Origin of the sequence: Rhodococcus sp. CX, from assembly GCF_015865005.1 — a bacterium.
Taxonomy (GTDB): Bacteria; Actinomycetota; Actinomycetes; order Mycobacteriales; family Mycobacteriaceae; genus Rhodococcus.
The window spans coordinates 15746-32711 of sequence record NZ_JADZGH010000145.1 but is presented as its reverse complement, the minus strand read 5'-3'; the positions used below and the strand labels follow the sequence as shown (position 1 = coordinate 32711).

Genomic DNA, 16966 nt, shown 5'->3' with positions numbered 1-16966 from the left:
CATGAATACACGGAGCGGTGCGACATGAACACACTGCTGCACTACCTGGGCGAGTACTTCGGCACGTCCGCGAACTGGACCGGACCGGGCGGCATCCCGACCCGGCTGCGCGAGCACTTCGGGTACACGGTGCTCGCGCTGGGTCTCGCGTTCGGGATCGCGTTCCCCCTCGGCCTGTGGACGGGACACACCGGCCGGGGCGGTGCCGTGGTCACGCTGATCGCGAACTCGGCGCGCGCCCTGCCCACCTACGGTCTGCTCGTGCTGCTCGTCGTGCTGTCCGGGATCGGTCTGGTGCCGGTGCTGATCCCGCTGCTCGCGCTCGCGATCCCGCCGATCCTGCTCAACACGTACGAGGGGATCCGCGGTGTCGATCCCGCCCTCACCGACGCCGCGCGCGGGATGGGGATGACGCGACGGCAGGTGCTGTTCGGGGCGCAGCTGCCCGTCGCACTGCCGCTGATCCTGGTGGGAACGCGGACCGCGGCGGTGCAGATCGTCGCGACCGCGACCATCGCCGCGGCCGTCAGCTTCGGCGGGGTGGGCCGCCCGATCGTCGACGGGCTCGCCCGCAACGACTACACGCTCGTCGTGGGTGGGGCGGCGCTGGCCGCGGTGTGCTCGCTCGTGGTACTTGCGATCTTCGCGGGGCTGCGGCGGCTGCTGGTGTCCCCGGGCCTGCGCTGAGCCGGCAAACGTGTCGTACCGCCGTTTCACACTGGTGTTCGAAGAGATGGTTCGACACCTGATGGTTCGACACAGGAGGCGAGCGCCATGAACACCGGGCGCGGGACGTACTTCAGTTGGACATCGCGACGGGTGATGCTTCCGCGGACACTGACGGCGGTGGTCACGGACCCCGCGTCGCAGTCGGGGCTGACGATGGACCGGCGGGTGGTCACGGAGACGGTGCGGGGACGTCTGGTCGCGTACCACGACGCCGAAGAGGATCACGACTACGTGGCCCTGATGGTCGGGGACGTGGAGGGCGGCGAGGACGTGCCGGTCCGCGCGGTCGGCGAGGAACGCCTGCTGCTGGAAGGTGGGCGCAGCGGACTGCCCGCGGAGATCCTCGTCGGCACCGGCGACCTCGACGAGGCCGCCGAGCAGCGCGAACTGGACCGGCAGCTGTGCTGCGACGGGCCGTTGCGGTGCCTGCTGTGTTTTTCCGGCGCGCGGTCGGTCACCGTCGACTGGTGTTCGGTGGCCGCCGCGTGACCCGCCGCGGCGCGGACCACGCGCGAGACGTTCGTCACGATCGGGAGGCGTCGACGTCGGTGGTGCCTACGTCGAACGATGGCCGGGAGGCCCCAACGGCCCGGGACCTCGGACCTGTATCCATGGTCCTGGAACAGGTTGCAGCCGAGCCGTTTCCGAAAGCCGGAGGCCGTCGCCGCATCACGCGTGACGCCTAGAGTCGAATCCCGGTCGTCCCCCCGTACCGATCGGGAGAGGACACGCGACGGAGGTGACGAACGCAGTGGATTCGAGGCAGTGCTCGCTGATCCGGACCAACTTCGAGTCGCTGACCGACAGCCCCGACCGAACACACGCCCTGTCCAACTCGTTCTACTCGATCCTCTTCGCGCGCCATCCCGAGACACGCGAGTTCTTTCCCGCGACGATGGCCGGTCAGCGTGATCGGATCGTGCGCGGCCTGGCACACATCGTCGACGGGCTGGACCGGCCGGAATCGGTCCTGCCGCTCGTCCGGCAGCTCGGGCGCGAGCACCGCAAGCACGGTCTCGACCCCTCCCGATTCGCCTGTCTCACCGAGGCACTCGCACTCGCGGTCGAACAGGCGAACGGCGAGAACTGGACGCGCGATCTCGCCGAATCATGGTGTACTGCACTCGATCTCATCACCACCGCGATGGCGGAGGCGGCCGAGGCCGACGAGGGGCCGGCCGCGTGGGTCGGCACCGTCATCGAGCATCGCCTGGTCACCGACGACATCGCCGTGATCCGATTGCAGCTCGACAAGCCCATGGATTACGCCGCCGGGCAGTACGTCAGTGTCCAGGTGCCGGGGCGGCTGCGTATGTGGCGGTACCTGTCCCCGGCGATACCGGCCGACCGTACGGGGCTGATCGAGTTCCACGTCCGGCGCGTGTCCGGCGGCTGGGTCAGCCCGTCCATCGTCCGGCACACCCAGGTCGGGGAAACGTGGGTGCTCGGTTCACCCCTGGGCTCCCTCGGCGCTCGCGACGACGGCGACCGCGCGGGCCGCCCCCGCCTGATGATCGCGTCCGGCACCGGTATCGCACCGATCCGCGCGCAACTCATGGCGATGGCGCAACGGACCGACAACCTGCCCACGCACGTTTTCTACTCCGGGCGTTTCCCCTACGACCTCTACGACCTGCCGACGCTCGAGTCCCTGGCCCGGATCTCCCCGTGGCTCACGGTGGTCCCGGTCGTCGAGAACACGGAGACCCCGCTCTGGCACACCGGTTCGTCCGGCCCCGGCACTGCTGTGCGCGAGGGCGTCGTGGGACAGGTCGTCGCGGAGCACGCCACGTGGACCGACCACGACGTACAGATCTGCGGATCACCGTCGATGGTGCGGGCCACCACGACCCGCAGCCCTGACGCCCGCTCAGATGCCGGGGATGAATCCCGGGTAGACGTAGTGTCCGGGACCGCCACCCGGCAGCGTCGACCCGGTGACGGCCGGGAAGTTGAACGGCAACCTCACAAGCTTGTGCGGGTTGCCGTCCCGATCGGCCTGCCAGCAGTCCATCAGCACGCCGTGGAAGGCGGTGCATACGATGCGGGTGCTGTTGCCGAACGGCGACGTCAGCCGATCCCGGGCGACGAGCGGGTTCCAGAAGTCGGGGTTGTCCGGGGTGAGGAATCCGCTCGTCTCGTACGGACCGATGGCGCTGGGTTCGTCGGGCACCGGCGGCCATTCGTCGGCGGCAGCGATGCCCGCACCACCGACGCCGACGAGGCCGGCGCCCACCACGATCGCGACGAGACGGGCAGCACGTCGAGCAACTCTGCGCATGTTCGTGCCCACTTTTCTCCCCGACCTCGGATTGCGAACTGTCGCATCACCTTAACGGTGACGAGCGAACTCGTGCGATCTATCGGGTGAGTGCGGGCTCCGATTCGGTGGCGAGCCAGGGCAGCTTGCCGGCGAGCAGTGCGTCGACGCTGCACTTGCCGGCACCGACGACCGCGAGCAGCAGCGCACCCGCGCCGAGCGCGAGGACCAGTTCGTATCCGCCGTCGGACACCCACAGGCCGTTGCCGATGTGGGTGATGAACAGCGCGCCGATCATGTTGAGGAACAGGAGGCCGCCGACGATCGGGGTGAGCACGCCGACGATCAGCGCGAGGCCGCCGAGGACCTCGATCCAGGTCGCGAGGAAGGCGGACACCGCGGGCACCGGGGCGCCCATGGCTTCGAATCCGGCCTTGGTGCCTTCGAAGCCCCAGGAGTTGACCTTCTGCAGGCCGTGCGCGAGGAAGATGACGCCCAGCGCGATGCGGGCGAGGAGGATTCCGGTGTTGCGGACAGCGGGATTGTTCATTGCGAACCCTTCGAGACGGACGGACGCCGGCGCTCGCGCAGACACCCTTGATGGTTGATGCTTCAACTAGAAGGTACGGAGCTGAAGTTGACGTGTCAACCAAGTTCACCGGACCGTTCCACTCAGCGGTACGCCGCGCTGTTCCCCAGCCCGTACACCCCTCAGGCTGAGAGACATGTCGCAGAAAATCGATACCGACACCGCCGCGATCGGCGAGGCCGCGGAGCGCCTGCTCACCGCCGCGGCCAGCGGAGTGCCGTGCGCACCCATCCGTGACCTCATCGGAGCGACCGACATCGCGGTCGCCTACGAAGTGCAGAAACACCTCACCGAGGCGAAGCTCGCCGCGGGCGCGACGATCGTCGGCCGCAAGATCGGCCTGACGTCGCCCGCAGTACAGGCACAGCTGGGTGTCGACCGCCCCGACTTCGGTGTGCTGTTCGACGACATGGTCTACGACGAGGACACCGTCATTCCGATCTCGCGGCTGCTGCAGCCGAAGGCCGAGGCCGAGGTCGCGTTCGTGCTCGCCGAGGATCTGGCCGACGGTCCCCTCGACGTCGAGCAGGTCCGCGGCGCGGTCGCCTACGCGGTCGCCGCCCTCGAGATCGTCGACAGCCGCGTCGCCGACTGGGACATCAAGTTCGCCGACACCGTCGCCGACAACGCGTCGAGCGGCGTGTACGTTCTCGGCGGCCGGCAGGTCACGCTCGACGAGTTCGAACCCATCGCCGCCGAGATGACCATGTCGATCAACGGCGAGACCGTGTCCACCGGCAACGGCGCGGCATGCCTCGGCGACCCCCTCAACGCCCTGTCCTGGCTCGCGCGCACCGCACGCGAGTTCGGCGAACCCCTGCGCGCCGGACAGGTCGTCCTCTCCGGTGCTCTCGGCCCGATGGCGCCGCTCACCGGAGGCGACGTCGTCCGCGCCGACATCACCGGCCTCGGCTCGGTGACCGCGACATTCTCGAAGGAGGAACAGTGACAGACACGACTCCGGCACCCGCCGGCAAGAAGACCAAGGTCGCCATCATCGGCTCGGGCAACATCGGTACCGACCTGATGATCAAGGTGATCCGCCTGAGCAACGTCCTGGAGATGGGCGCGATGGTCGGCATCGACCCCGAATCCGACGGCCTCGCACGCGCGAAGCGCCTCGGCGTGCCCACCACCCACGAGGGCGTCGACGGCCTCATCGCCATGGACAACTTCGACGAGATCGACATCGTCTTCGACGCCACGAGCGCCAAGGCGCACATCGCGAACGCCGAGAAGCTCGCTCCGCTCGGCAAGCTCCTCGTCGACCTGACCCCCGCCGCCATCGGCCCGTTCGTGGTGCCCGCGGTGAACCTCGACGAGCACCTGTCGGCGCACAACGTCAACATGGTCACGTGCGGCGGCCAGGCCACCATCCCGATCGTCTCCGCGGTTTCGAGTGTCACCCCGGTCCCGTACGCCGAGATCGTCGCGTCGATCTCGTCGAAGTCGGCCGGTCCGGGCACGCGCGCGAACATCGACGAGTTCACCGAGACCACGTCCCACGCGATCGAGAAGGTCGGCGGCGCCGGACGCGGCAAGGCGATCATCATCCTCAACCCGGCCGAGCCGCCGCTGATCATGCGCGACACCGTGTTCTGCCTCATCGGCGATCCGTCCGAGGAGACGCACGAGCGCATCCGCGCCTCCGTGAAGGACATGGTCGCCGAGGTCGCGACCTACGTTCCGGGCTACCGCCTCAAGCAGGAAGTGCAGATCACCCCGGTTCCCGAGGACCGGCCGGTGCACACCCTCGTCGGCGACGCCGCTGTGACGCACCAGGTTTCGGTGTTCCTGGAGGTCGAGGGCGCGGCCCACTACCTGCCCGCGTACGCAGGCAATCTCGACATCATGACGTCGGCGGCACTGCGCGCCGCCGAGCGCATGGCAATCCGTACCACCTCGGAGGTGTCCGCATGACCAAGATCTTCGTCCAGGACGTCACCCTCCGTGACGGTATGCACGCCATCCGTCACCGCATCTCCCCCGAGGATGTCGGACGGATCGTCGCCGCCCTCGATGCGGCCGGGGTCGACGCCATCGAGGTCGCCCACGGCGACGGTCTCGCCGGCGGTTCGGTGAACTACGGCCCGGGCAGCAACACCGACTGGGAGTGGATCGAGGCCGCGGCAGCGCACATCGAGAACGCGCGCCTGACGACCCTGCTGCTGCCGGGCGTCGGCACGATCGCCGAACTGCGGAAGGCCTACGACCTGGGTGTCCGGTCCGTCCGTATCGCGACGCACTGCACCGAGGCCGACGTCTCCGCCCAGCACATCGCGACCGCGCGTGAACTGGGCATGGACGTCTCCGGCTTCCTCATGATGAGCCACCTCGCCGAGCCGGCGAAGCTCGCGGAGCAGGCCAAGCTCATGGAATCCTATGGCGCACACTGCGTCTACGTCACCGACTCGGGCGGCCGGCTCACCATGAACGGTGTCCGCGACCGCATCCGCGCCTACAAGGACGTTCTCGACGAGGGCACCGAGATCGGCATCCACGCCCACGAGAACCTGTCGCTGTCGGTGGCCAACTCGGTCGTCGCCGTCGAGGAGGGTGTCTACCGCGTGGACGCGTCCCTCGCGGGACACGGTGCGGGAGCGGGCAACTGCCCGATCGAACCGTTCATCGCGGTCGCGAACATCAACGGCTGGGAGCACGGCGCCGACCTGTTCGCGCTGCAGGACGCCGCCGACGACATCGTCCGTCCGCTGCAGGACCGCCCGGTCCGCGTGGACCGCGAGACGCTCACGCTCGGCTACGCCGGTGTGTACTCGAGCTTCCTGCGTCACGCCGAGGCCGCGTCCAAGCAGTACGGCGTGGACGTCCGCACGATTCTGCTCGAGGTCGGCCGCCGCCAGCTCGTCGGCGGTCAGGAGGACATGATCGTCGACATCGCGCTCGACATCGTCGCCGCCGGCAAGGCAGAGACGGTCGGCGCCGCGAGCTGAGCGCTCGATCGCGTCGAAACACGGGTGATCCCCGGCCGGATGTCCGGCCGGGGATCACCCGTTTCTGTCGGGGGTCGGTCAGCGACCGCGCGCGGCGGCCCATCCGTCCATCGCGGCGACGAACTCCCCGGAGACGGGCAGGAGCGCCACCAGATCCGCCGGACCGGGCGGCAGCGGGCCGAGTTCCTCGAGACCGTGGTTCGCGGTGGCGAAGTGCTCGAACTGCAGGTCGGTGTGCGCGAGAGCCGACCGGAGCGGCTCGACCTGCGCGCAGCTGACGTTCGTGTCCTTGTCCGAGCAGGTGAGCAGCACCGGGGTGCCGGTGGCGAGTTGCGCTGCGAGTACGGGCGGATCGAATGCGTCCGCCTCGGCGAGGAACTTGGCGTTGGCCGGGTTGAGGCCGAGCTGAGCCAGGAGCGGGTGCTGGTCGGCGGGGACGGTCCCTGTGGTCCGCAGCGATTCGACGGTGCGGGGGAGGCCGGCGCGGACCGCGTCACCGTCGGCACCGAGCTGTCCGGAATCGGCGACGGCGGTGATCTGCGCGGTCAGCAGGTCCAGGTAGCGCATCGGCAGGGGCTGCAGCAGAGCGAAACCGTTGCCGATGCCGCGGTCGGCGAGGGCGAGGGCCGTCAGCGCACCTTCGCTGTGCCCGACCACGAGGATCTCGTCGGTGGGGATCCCGGTGCGATCCGCGAGCGCGCGGGCCGCCGCCTCGGCGTGATCGACCTGTTCGGTGAAGCCGTACTCGCCGACGGTTTCGAGAGTGTAGGCCCCGAGACCTGTCTCCCCACTACCGATCTTGTCGAATCGGTAGCTGGTGATGCCATGGGCGGCAAGGACATCCGCGGTGCGGGTCAGCGTGCCGGACGCGGCGCCGGGCTGGTTGCCGTTGCGATCGGTGGGGCCGCTTCCGGGCAGTAGCAGCGCGGCCCCGGCGGTCGCGCCGTCAGGAGTGCGGAGACTGCCGTGGAAGACGGTCCCGTCGGCCTCGAAGGTCAGCGGGCTGTCGATGCCGGCAGCTTCGACAACCGACCCTGTGACCGGCAGTGCCGTCGCCGTTCCGGCGAGGAATACTCCTCCGCCGAGCGCCATCACGGGCACAGCTGCGGCGCCGATCCACCGTCGCGCGTTTCTCATGAGCCGAGCCAAGGGAAGACTCCGTTCGTGTCACTCGTGTCCGGACAGAAACAGTGCCCGGTCGGTCAGGAACGCTCCACGGTACCCAGTCGCTGCGCCCATTGCTCGGCGTCGTCCACGCCGAGGACGAGGGCATCGCGCTTGTGACCTGCGAGTTCGATGCGCACGGCGGGCTGATCCCGCCGGACGGAGACGAGCGTGTTGCGCCCGGGAGCCCGCCAGGTACCGATCTTGCGCATTCCCGGCAGTCCGAGTCCGGGGGCGCGAACTCCTCGGGCCGCGGCGAGACCGTCGGCGTGGACCTCGACGTTGCGGATCGCGCTCAGTGGCACGTCGACGTCGCCGATGAGACCGGCGATCTTCTCGAGGGTCGTGAAGCGCACCTGCAGGGTTCCGTTTGCGATCGTCATTGTTGTCATACCCGGTATTATTCTCATTGTTGAGAACAATGTCAACCGTGAGAAGATCGTCGCCGGAGGGAATACATGAGCACCGCAGAACTGCTGTTGCATCCGATACGGCTGCGGATCGTCCAGGCGCTGCTCGACGGCCGCACCGCGACCACCGCCCAGCTGCGCACCCTTCTCGACGACGTCTCCCCCGCAACCCTGTACCGGCAGATCTCGACACTCGCCGACGCGGGAGTGCTCGAGGTCGTGTCCGAGCGTCGCGTCCGGGGAACGGTCGAACGCACTTTCCGTCTCGTCGTCGAACGCGCGCAGGTGACCCGGGACGAAGCCGAGGCGATGAGCAGCGACGACCACCGGCGCGCATTCCTCGTCTTCGTCGCGCAACTGCTCGCGGACTTCGATGCCTACCTCGACGACCCTCACCGCCGAGGACTGGCCGAGGACGTCGTCGGCTACCGGCAGGTGGCTCTCGACCTGACCGACGACGAGGCGTTGTCCCTCGTCACGGAGATGGCGCAACTGCTGACGCGCTATCAGGAACTCGGTCCCGGGGAAGGGCGTCGCCGTCGACTGTTCAGCCGGATCATCATGCCGGTCGGTGGGCTCGAAGGCGGAGACGCCGATTCGGCAGCGGGAGAATAGATTTCCTGACGACCTTCCCGCTCTTGATGATTGCGGACGAGTTCCCACCGGTCCGGATACGAAATCGGGTGTGGGCCGACGCCGTCACGGGTACCTCTGTGCAATGCCACCGCTCCGAATCGTCGTCACCGGCGCCACCGGCAACGTCGGGACCGCCCTCCTCGCACGCCTGTCGGCGCAGTCGGACGCGTACGAGGTCGTGGCCGTTGCGCGTCGGGTCCCGCCGTCGATTCCGCCCTATCGACACGCGTGCTGGCACGCGATCGACGTCGGGGACCCGGACGCGGAGGAGATGTTGTGCCGAGCCTTCGACGGGGCCGACGCCGTCGTCCACCTCGCATGGGGTTTCCAACCGTCCCATCGCTCGGACCTGCTGCGGCGCACCGCAATCGACGGTACCCGCGCCGCGGCCGCCTATGCCCCCGGCGCATACGGCCGGACGGTCGACGAATCATGGCCCGCGACAGGCATTCCCACCTCGCAGTACAGCACCGACAAGGTCGAAGCCGAAAAGATCGTCGCCGAAGCCGCACGAACGACGGGGGCACCAGAGGTCACGGTGCTGAGGCCGGGGCTGATCGGTCAGGCCGCTGCCGGAGCGGCGCTGCGCCGGTACGCGATGCCCGCCTGGATGCCGGCAGTGGCCATGCGCGCACTCCCGGTCCTGCCGATCGATCCGTCCGTCGCACTCCCCGCCGTGCACGCGGCGGACGTGGCCGCGGCCGTCGAACTCGCCCTCGCCGCGCCCGGCGCCGGAGTGGTGAACCTGTCCGCCGCCGACCCGGTCCGCACGGAGGACGTCGTCGAATCCCTCGGGGTCCGGCCGTGGCGAGTCTCGCGTCGGACCCTGCGCACCCTCGCACAGGTCACCTGGCGGGCACATCTGCAACCGGTACACGGCGGCTGGATCGATCTCGCATACGACACTCCCCTGCTCGACTGCAGCCGCGCGCAACGCGTGCTCGGCTGGTCTCCGGCCGTCTCCGGCCGGGAGGTGTGGCGGGAGACGATCGCGGGTATGCGCTCGGGTGCGAGCGGAACGGGACCGGTACTCGGGGCCCGAAGCCCACGAGAGATGGTCGCCGACCTGGTCGCCGGCGGTACGGTCGGCATACGACGGGTGCCGTGACCAGGGCAAGCAATCGTCGGAACAGAGGTGGGACAGTGGCACGAGCAGCGGTGTGGAAGACCCGGGCGGACTGTGACCGGGTGTGGGAGGTGCTCGCCGACGGGTGGAGCTTCCCCGGTTGGGTTGTGGGCGCCGCGCGGGTGCGGGCGGTCGACGCCGACTGGCCGGACCCGGGTACGCGCATCCATCATTCGGTGGGGTTGTGGCCGGGGCTCCTGCACGACTCCACCGAAGTCGTCCGATCCGTCCCGCGGTCCGAACTGGTTCTGCACGCGCGTGCCTGGCCGTTCGGTGTCGCCGAGATCCTGTTGCGCCTCACCGAACGCGACGGTGGATGCGAGATCGAGATGCGTGAGCACGCGATCACCCCGCCGTGGAAGTGGCTTCCCGACCTCGTCCAGGATTGGTCCGTATACCCGCGTAACCGGGAATGCCTGCGCCGACTGTCGTTGATCGCCGAGCACGCGACCGATCCGACGGCGGGTACGGCAGGTGAGGTGTGAGTGCGATCGCCGAACAGGTCGACGCGGTCGTCGTCGGAGCAGGCCCGAACGGACTGACCGCCGCCGCGCTGCTCGCCGATGCGGGATGGGACGTGCTGATCCTCGAAGCCCAGCCCGAGCCTGGCGGTGCGGTCCGTACCGCCGAACTGCACCCGGGCTACCGCGCCGACCTCTTCAGCGCGTTCTACCCGCTGGCTGCCGTCTCCCCCGTCTTCACCGAACTCGACCTGCCCGCCCACGGACTGGCGTGGTCCAGGGCGCCCGCGGCGTTCGGACATCCGCGTGCGCCGGAAGACGAGGACGCGGTGACGCTACGGCCCACGGCGCAGGAAACGGCGGAGGACCTCGAGCGCCGGTGCGCCGGTGACGGGGACGCGTGGATGCGCCTGTACGAGCAGTGGACGATGGTCCGCGAGCCCTTCCTGCGCACCCTGCTCGGTCCGTTCCCGCCGATCCGGAGCCCACTCACGGCCCTGCGCCGCCTCGGCGCCGGCGAGACGCTCCGCTTCGCCCGAATGCTGGCGTTGCCGGTGCGCCGGATGGCACAGGAGCTATTCGAGGGCGAGAGTGCGGGGCTGCTCTTCCACGGCAATGCCGCGCACGCGGACATTCCCGTCGACGCCGCCGGCAGCGGCCTGATGGGCTATCTGCTCACCATGATCGGCCAGGACGTCGGGTATCCCGTTCCGCGAGGCGGCGCGGGCGAACTGACAACCGCACTCGTACGACGCGCGACGAGCGCCGGAGCCCAATTACGTTGCGCCCGTGAGGTGGAGCGTATCGAACCGACGGGCGATGCGACGATCGTGCACACCACCGGCGGCGAGCGCATCACCGCGCGGCGGGCCGTGCTGGCCGACGTCTCGGCGACCTCGCTGTACGGGAAGCTGCTGCCGCAGGAATCTCTTCCGGACCGCGTACGGCACGACGTGCTGCGGTTCGAATGGGACACCCCCGTGGTGAAGGTGAACTACGCGATGTCCCAACCTATTCCGTGGCGGTCGCCGAGTCTGCGCAGCGCCGGCACCGTGCCCGTGCTGAGATCCGCACCCCAGCGGACCAGCCCGTTGCTGTCGGCGCCGATGTGCACGGTGCCGCGCTCACCGTTCGTGATCATCGGTCAGATGACCACCGCAGATCCCACCAGATCACCCGCGGGCACCGAAAGCGCTTGGGCGTACAGTCATCTCCCGCGTGGAATGTCGGACGACGAGGCCGGCACCCTACTCGCGCAGCGCATGGACGAGACACTCGAGGAGTACGCCCCCGGCGCGCTCGCCAACGTCGTCCATCGCAGTGTGCAGCTACCCTGCGACCTCGAACTCGCCGACGCCAATCTCGTCGGTGGCGCGGTCAACGGGGGCACGGCACAGCTGCACCAGCAGCTGGTGTTCCGGCCGATCCCCGGTCTGGCCGGGCCCCGCACGACGGTCGACCGGGTCTATCTCGCCGGCGCGGCCGCGCACCCCGGTGGCGGTGTGCACGGCATGTGCGGCGCGCATGCCGCCGCGGCAGCGCTGGCCGACCACGGCATCACGGGACGTCTGCGCGGACGGGTTCGGGGCATGATCGCGCACGCGCTCGCCGACTAGCGGGTTCGAGCGCTCGGGCGACATCACCACCGCAGCAGGGCACCATGGACGGATACGCGTATCCGTCCGCACCCGGGAGCCCCGATGCCACCGAAGCATCCCCCGCAGTCGTCGTACCGCAACGGCGTCGGCAGCGTCGCCCTGGTCACGGGCATCGTCGCGCTCGTGTTCGCGTTCGTGCCGATCGTCGGGGATCTCGTGACGATTCCCACGGGGATCGTGGCGGTGATATTCGGCTGGCTCGGGTTCGGCCGCGTCGAGAAGGGAATTGCGTCGAACCACCGCGAGGCGCTGACCGGTATCGCCCTGGGCACCGCGGCGCTGTTCGTCGTCTTCCTCGTCTTCGTCGCGACGCACAGTCCCGGCGGGTGACCGGCGGCGCTCAGGTGTCCTGCTCGACGAGAGGCGCGGTGGGAAACGGACAATCACCGCATACTCCGCCGGACGGGGTGCGGTAGAACAGACAGCAGCTGCGGCGACGTCCCGTCTCCGGATCCAGGGCGGCACTCAACCGGGCGTCTCGGCGCAATGCGTCAACGACGGCATGGGCATCCGGGCCGAGGACGTCGCCCGCACCGCGCAGGGCCGATGCGACGTTGCCCCACAACAGTCCCGGCGCCACGATGTCGCACCACGCATCGATCAACGGGACGAGCTGACCGTCGAGGACCTCCAACTCTGCCGGTCCGCCGAAACGCGGTTGCCGGATATGCAGGCGGATGGATCCGGATTCGTTGCACCACAACAGTTCCTGGTCGCCGAGGCTCACGCAGCGACCTGCGACGACGACCGAGCCGACCGCGACCGACCAGAGCCGTGCCGCATATCCGAAGAACACGGTCGACGCGGCGACACGAGTTTCGGTCACGCCCATCCGTTCGGCGGTGGACGCGACGAGGTCGTCGCGGACGGCAGGGTCACGCAGCGTCGCCGTCGGCTGCCAGGTTCCGTCGGGCACCGGTCCGGTACCCACTGTGAAGTAGGAACCGTGGTCGGCGAGCCTGTCGAGTGTCGTGGTTGCGTCCAGGTCAGGCATGTCCGATCTCCGCGTCGATGTCGGACGCCATTCTGCCGGACGCCCTGAAGGCGGTGGACGCGGCGACCGTGTGTCACACGTCGAAGAGACGGAACTGCGCTTGCTGGGCGCGTGCATCCGTGTCCTCGCGGTATCGCTCGGCCATGGCCTGCGCGAGCGATACGTCGCAACCGAGTTCCTCGGCCACCGCGGTCCAGTCGTGCCCTGCCTGACTGAGCTGCCACGCCAGCTCGTGCAACTGTTCGTCCATCTCCATCTCGCTGCCCCTCGCAGGTCCGGATGTGTGGTGCGCTTCCGGTACGGTAGCCCGCGCGGAACCGTTCCGGGCGGTAACATGCCGACGCAAGCTCACCGAAGTGCGTCCGAGGCTGTGCGCCTGCGGGTTACGATGCTGACACCCATCCACTCTTCCGAGGTGATCGGAGCCGGCATGAGCAAGCTCGAGAACTCACTGTCCGAGGACGAATACGTTCTGGTTCGGGAAACCAAGAAGTCGCAGATGGCGGATCTCGACGAGGACGCCCTGATCGACCTGCACAGCCGGGTTCGCCGGGCTCGCAACAAGTACGTGAAGTTGTACCGCCGGGCCGGAGCCGAGAAGGTGGACAAGAAGAAGTCCCGGGCGACGGGCCGGTCGGCGAACCAGCGCAACGCCGATAAGGCTGAGGTGTTCGAGGACGCGCTGGCCCGGGTGAGCCGACGGCTCGGCGCGGTGGCCCGGCAGTCCGCCGAAGCACTCAAGCAGGAGCGGCTGGCCCTCTCCCGGGTCGACTCCCCGGTCGCCGGCGACGGCGTCGCGGGCCAGGGCAAGGTGAAGTCCTCGGGGAAGATTCGTGTCGATTCGACGCGGGAGTCGTCCGGCCGCAAGAAGTACGAGGCATCGAGCATCGCTGCCGGTGCCCGTCGGCAGGCCAAGAAGGACAAGAAGAAGAGCTGACGGTTCCGGCTACTCGAACGCCGCGGCGAAACCGATGATCACACAGACGATCACGAAGTCGATCGCCAGCAGTGGCCAGAGGAAGCGGAGATAGCGGTCGTACCCGACCTTCGCCATCGCGAGTCCACCGACGACGACGACATTGGTCGGAGCGACCAACAGCATCAGGCCGTGACCCATCTGGAAAGCGGTGATGACCAGATCCCTTCCGACACCGGCGAAATCACCGAGCGGGGCGAGCAGCGGCATCGCCAGCGTCGCATGCCCCGACGAGGACGGGATCAGGAACGCCAGCGGAACGTTCACGACCGTCACGAGAATCGCGAACACGGCCGAGGACGCGCCACTGACCAACTGCTCCATTGCATTCAGGACGGTGTCCAGGGTTTCGGTGTTGTTCAGGATCACCGAGACCCCGCGGGCGAGCATGATGACGATCGCGGGTCCGACCATGTCTCCGGCGCCCTGGGTGATCAGAGAGACGGTCTTCTTCTCCCCCATGCGGGCGACGAGACCGACGAGCAGCGCTGCGAACACGAACAGCATCGCCAGTTCCGGGAACCACCAGTTCAGTTCGAACCAGTAGGGATCCGTTGCGGTTTCGTGGTACTGCTCGTATTCGGCGGGCCCGGGATCCGCGCCGAAGATCGCCGACCACGGGATCACCGCGAAGATCATCAACCCGAACGTGAAGACGGTGATCGCGAGCACCGATTTCTGTACGCCCGAAAGCTTCTCGTCGGGTGGCGGTTCGTTCTCTGCGGCACCGGGATCGATGTCGGTGACGGAGTCTGTTTCGGAGTCGAATCCGACGAGCGAGCGGGACGGATCACGCTGGACGCGGCGCGCGTAGCGCACGACGAACACGACGGCCACGGCGGTGAGCACGACCCACAGCAGCACGCGCAGGACGATGCCGTCACCGATCGACACTCCCGCCTCCCCGGACGCGACACCGATCGAGAACGGATTGACCGTCGAGGCCATCGTTCCGGTCAGGGCACCCACGATGATCGTTGCGGCAGCCACCATCCGGTCGTATCCGAGGGCCAGCATCAACGGCACGATGAGGGCATAGAAGCCGAAGGTCTCGACGGAGAACCCCATCGTGGAACCCAGCAACGAGAACAACGTCATGATGACGGCGATGAGCAGCCATCCCCGATCCCCGAGTCGCGCACCGAGTCCACTCACCGCGACCTCGAGGCTGCGCGTGGCGAAGCTGACCGAGATGAACGCGCCGAGCGCCATGATGAACAGCACCACCCCGACCGAACCGAAGAGCCGGCCGAGGTTGTCGGGATCGACGAATCCGCTTATCGGATCCTGTATTCCGTAGAGTCCGTTGACGGGGGAGAGGATCAGCTCGCGCACCCGCTCGCCGAACGTCAATGGCGAGTCGATCTGCTCGAACGAACCGGGTATCGGTGCGCCGTCTTCGTCCGTCGCGAAGCGGCCGGACGGGATCACCAGGGCGGCCAGCCACACCACGACGGTGACGAGCGCGAGCACCGTGATCGAGCCCGGGAACTCGAACTTCTTCTTCGCGGGTGCGGCGGATTCGGTGTCGGTGCTCATGGCTGCTCCCGGTAGCGGCGGGCGAACTCCTCGAAGAACAAGGCCTTCGCGACGACGGCTTTTTCGAGTTCGTCGATCAGAACGCGTTCGTTGGGACCGTGGATGTTGGCGTAGCCGTCGGTCGCTCCGAAGAGGAGTTTCTCGGCGCGCGGCACGGCTTCGTGCAGGGCCATGACGAGGGGGATAGAACCTCCGCCGGCCAGCAGTCCCGCGGAGGTGCCCCAGGCCTTCTCCAGGGCGCTGATCGCCGCGTCGAACGCGGGTCCACCGGTTCCGGCCGCGAAGCCGTTTCCGGTCTCCCCGGCGGTGACCACGAGTCTCTGTCCGAGTGGGCGCAGCGCTTCGAGATGCCGGATCAGTGCGTCCTGCGCCTCCTCCGCGTCCTGCTCGGGGTGCACACGGAGGTTCAACGATGCGCGTGCCGATCCGGCCACCGCGTTGACGGCGCCGTCGACCGAGGGCGCGTCGAATCCGGTGACGGTGATCGCGGGGCCCGACCAGATCCGTTCGCCGAGTCCGCCCGTACCGAGAAGGGGACGGCCCTCGAGTATCTCGGCGAGATCGCGGAACTCCTCCTCCGTGTACGACGCGCCCGTCCACTCCTCGCGCCGGAGACCGTCGACCGCGACGTTGCCGTCCTCGTCGTGCAGGGTGGCGAGTGCGTGGATCAGCGCGAGCCGCGCGTCGGGTGCGGCGCCGCCGTACAGGCCGCTGTGCTTGTCGGCGGCGAGGGTCTCGATCGCGACGGTCACGGACGCGGAGCCGCGCAGTGCCACGGTCAGCGTCGGGGCTCCGGGGCGGACGCTGCCGACGTCGGCGATCACCATGGCGTCGGATTCGAACACTTCCGGCGCCTGCACGGGATAGAAGTCGAACGGGCTGCCCACCTCCTCCTGACCTTCGAGGACGATGCGCAGTGTCACCGGCGGCTTGCCGTCGTAGATGCGGAGTGCGCCGAGGATTCCGATGATGTTGGCCTTCGAGTCTGCGGTACCGCGACCGTAGATCGCCCCGTCACGCTCCTCCGGCTCGAACGGCGGGCTCTCCCACAGATCGGTGTCATCGGCGGGAACGACGTCGTAGTGCGTGTACAGCAGGACCGTCGGTGCGCCTTCCGGGCCGGGGACGGTCGCGACGATCACCGGCGCCGTCTTGCCCTCGATCACCAGGTCGTCGATCTGTTCGACGCCTGCGTCCCGCAACAGCCGAACGACCAGATCGTGCGCCTCGAAGAGCGGTTCCGGTGGATAACCGGCGGCGGAGATCGACGGAATCCGTACCAGCCGGCACAGATCGGAGACCAGTTCGGGCATGAGTCTCGCCGCAGCATCCTCGACGGGCTCGGATATCCGATTGTGGGAATCAGACATGCCTACCTCGATCCGTGTAGGAAATGTGCGACCCCCCGGAGTATGGCACCGAACCCGTTGCCGATCCGGCATTTTGGACGCAGTGGCCACCACCAGCCTCTAG

General features: G+C 68.4%; 19 protein-coding genes and 1 pseudogene. 12 read left to right on the top strand and 8 right to left on the bottom strand.

The window, feature by feature from the left end; genetic code table 11:
- Nucleotides 1–24 precede the first annotated feature (24 nt).
- The 3 genes and pseudogenes from I0Q12_RS15250 to I0Q12_RS32935 all read left to right on the top strand — a co-directional run.
- Nucleotides 25–687, top strand: a complete 663-nt coding sequence (locus I0Q12_RS15250; protein WP_197252707.1) for an ABC transporter permease — start codon at nt 25–27, stop codon at nt 685–687.
- An 87-nt stretch (nt 688–774) separates the two neighbouring features.
- A complete protein-coding gene (locus I0Q12_RS15245; RefSeq protein ID WP_231610716.1) occupies nt 775–1218 on the top strand; it encodes a hypothetical protein in 444 nt (147 codons plus the stop codon).
- A gap of 250 nt (nt 1219–1468) precedes the next feature.
- Nucleotides 1469–2563: pseudogene (locus I0Q12_RS32935) on the top strand (FAD-binding oxidoreductase); the annotation flags it as partial.
- Nucleotides 2564–2599: 36 nt separating this feature from the next.
- On the opposite strand, the gene I0Q12_RS32930 reads toward I0Q12_RS32935, so the two are convergent.
- Both I0Q12_RS32930 and I0Q12_RS15235 read right to left on the bottom strand, forming a co-directional pair.
- Nucleotides 2600–3010: a hypothetical protein gene (locus I0Q12_RS32930; RefSeq protein ID WP_231610726.1), complete on the bottom strand. Its 411-nt coding sequence runs from the start codon at nt 3008–3010 to the stop codon at nt 2600–2602.
- A gap of 79 nt (nt 3011–3089) precedes the next feature.
- Nucleotides 3090–3539 carry a DoxX family protein gene (locus tag I0Q12_RS15235; protein WP_197252705.1) on the bottom strand — a complete coding sequence of 150 codons (450 nt, stop codon included), beginning with the start codon at nt 3537–3539 and terminating at the stop codon, nt 3090–3092.
- Nucleotides 3540–3714: 175 nt separating this feature from the next.
- Here I0Q12_RS15235 and I0Q12_RS15230 point away from each other — a divergent pair, with 175 nt between their 5' ends.
- From I0Q12_RS15230 to dmpG, 3 genes are read left to right on the top strand one after another with little or no spacing between them, the layout of a single operon-like run.
- Nucleotides 3715–4527 (top strand): 2-keto-4-pentenoate hydratase, encoded by an 813-nt coding sequence (locus I0Q12_RS15230; protein ID WP_197252704.1) that lies wholly within the window; start codon nt 3715–3717, stop codon nt 4525–4527.
- Nucleotides 4524–5498, top strand: coding sequence for an acetaldehyde dehydrogenase (acetylating) (locus I0Q12_RS15225; protein WP_197252703.1), 975 nt, complete (start codon nt 4524–4526; stop codon nt 5496–5498). The genes I0Q12_RS15230 and I0Q12_RS15225 overlap by 4 nt, the downstream gene beginning before the upstream one ends.
- A complete protein-coding gene (gene dmpG / locus I0Q12_RS15220; protein ID WP_197252702.1) occupies nt 5495–6529 on the top strand; it encodes a 4-hydroxy-2-oxovalerate aldolase in 1035 nt (344 codons plus the stop codon). The genes I0Q12_RS15225 and dmpG overlap by 4 nt, the downstream gene beginning before the upstream one ends.
- A 78-nt stretch (nt 6530–6607) precedes the next feature.
- Here dmpG and I0Q12_RS15215 read toward each other — a convergent pair whose 3' ends face one another.
- Nucleotides 6608–7630 carry an alpha/beta fold hydrolase gene (locus tag I0Q12_RS15215; RefSeq protein ID WP_197252740.1) on the bottom strand — a complete coding sequence of 341 codons (1023 nt, stop codon included), beginning with the start codon at nt 7628–7630 and terminating at the stop codon, nt 6608–6610.
- Nucleotides 7631–7731: 101 nt separating this feature from the next.
- A complete protein-coding gene (locus tag I0Q12_RS15210; protein ID WP_197252701.1) occupies nt 7732–8085 on the bottom strand; it encodes a hypothetical protein in 354 nt (117 codons plus the stop codon).
- A 66-nt stretch (nt 8086–8151) separates the two neighbouring features.
- Here I0Q12_RS15210 and I0Q12_RS15205 point away from each other — a divergent pair, with 66 nt between their 5' ends.
- From I0Q12_RS15205 to I0Q12_RS15185, 5 genes are all read left to right on the top strand, one after another.
- Nucleotides 8152–8718 carry a helix-turn-helix domain-containing protein gene (locus I0Q12_RS15205; protein WP_197252700.1) on the top strand — a complete coding sequence of 189 codons (567 nt, stop codon included), beginning with the start codon at nt 8152–8154 and terminating at the stop codon, nt 8716–8718.
- Between the two features lie 103 nt (nt 8719–8821).
- Nucleotides 8822–9847, top strand: coding sequence for an NAD-dependent epimerase/dehydratase family protein (locus I0Q12_RS15200; RefSeq protein WP_197252699.1), 1026 nt, complete (start codon nt 8822–8824; stop codon nt 9845–9847).
- 35 nt (nt 9848–9882) lie between these two features.
- Nucleotides 9883–10350 carry an SRPBCC family protein gene (locus I0Q12_RS15195; RefSeq protein ID WP_197252698.1) on the top strand — a complete coding sequence of 156 codons (468 nt, stop codon included), beginning with the start codon at nt 9883–9885 and terminating at the stop codon, nt 10348–10350.
- Nucleotides 10347–11942 (top strand): NAD(P)/FAD-dependent oxidoreductase, encoded by a 1596-nt coding sequence (locus I0Q12_RS15190; protein WP_307846256.1) that lies wholly within the window; start codon nt 10347–10349, stop codon nt 11940–11942. The genes I0Q12_RS15195 and I0Q12_RS15190 overlap by 4 nt, the downstream gene beginning before the upstream one ends.
- Nucleotides 11943–12026: 84 nt before the next feature.
- Nucleotides 12027–12314 carry a hypothetical protein gene (locus I0Q12_RS15185; RefSeq protein ID WP_197252697.1) on the top strand — a complete coding sequence of 96 codons (288 nt, stop codon included), beginning with the start codon at nt 12027–12029 and terminating at the stop codon, nt 12312–12314.
- A gap of 10 nt (nt 12315–12324) precedes the next feature.
- Here I0Q12_RS15185 and I0Q12_RS15180 read toward each other — a convergent pair whose 3' ends face one another.
- Entirely contained in the window at nt 12325–12978 is a 654-nt protein-coding gene (locus I0Q12_RS15180; protein ID WP_197252696.1) for a (2Fe-2S)-binding protein, read from the bottom strand.
- A 73-nt stretch (nt 12979–13051) separates the two neighbouring features.
- On the bottom strand, nt 13052–13234 hold the full coding sequence (locus I0Q12_RS15175; RefSeq protein ID WP_197252695.1) for a hypothetical protein: 183 nt from the start codon (nt 13232–13234) through the stop codon (nt 13052–13054).
- Between the two features lie 174 nt (nt 13235–13408).
- Between I0Q12_RS15175 and I0Q12_RS15170 the strand changes: the two genes are divergently transcribed.
- On the top strand, nt 13409–13915 hold the full coding sequence (locus I0Q12_RS15170; protein WP_197252694.1) for a hypothetical protein: 507 nt from the start codon (nt 13409–13411) through the stop codon (nt 13913–13915).
- A gap of 9 nt (nt 13916–13924) precedes the next feature.
- On the opposite strand, the gene I0Q12_RS15165 is transcribed toward I0Q12_RS15170, so the two are convergent.
- Nucleotides 13925–15493 (bottom strand): YfcC family protein, encoded by a 1569-nt coding sequence (locus I0Q12_RS15165; protein WP_197252693.1) that lies wholly within the window; start codon nt 15491–15493, stop codon nt 13925–13927.
- Nucleotides 15490–16863 carry a M20/M25/M40 family metallo-hydrolase gene (locus I0Q12_RS15160; protein WP_197252692.1) on the bottom strand — a complete coding sequence of 458 codons (1374 nt, stop codon included), beginning with the start codon at nt 16861–16863 and terminating at the stop codon, nt 15490–15492. Before I0Q12_RS15160 ends, I0Q12_RS15165 begins: the two co-directional genes overlap by 4 nt.
- Nucleotides 16864–16966: the final 103 nt, after the last annotated feature.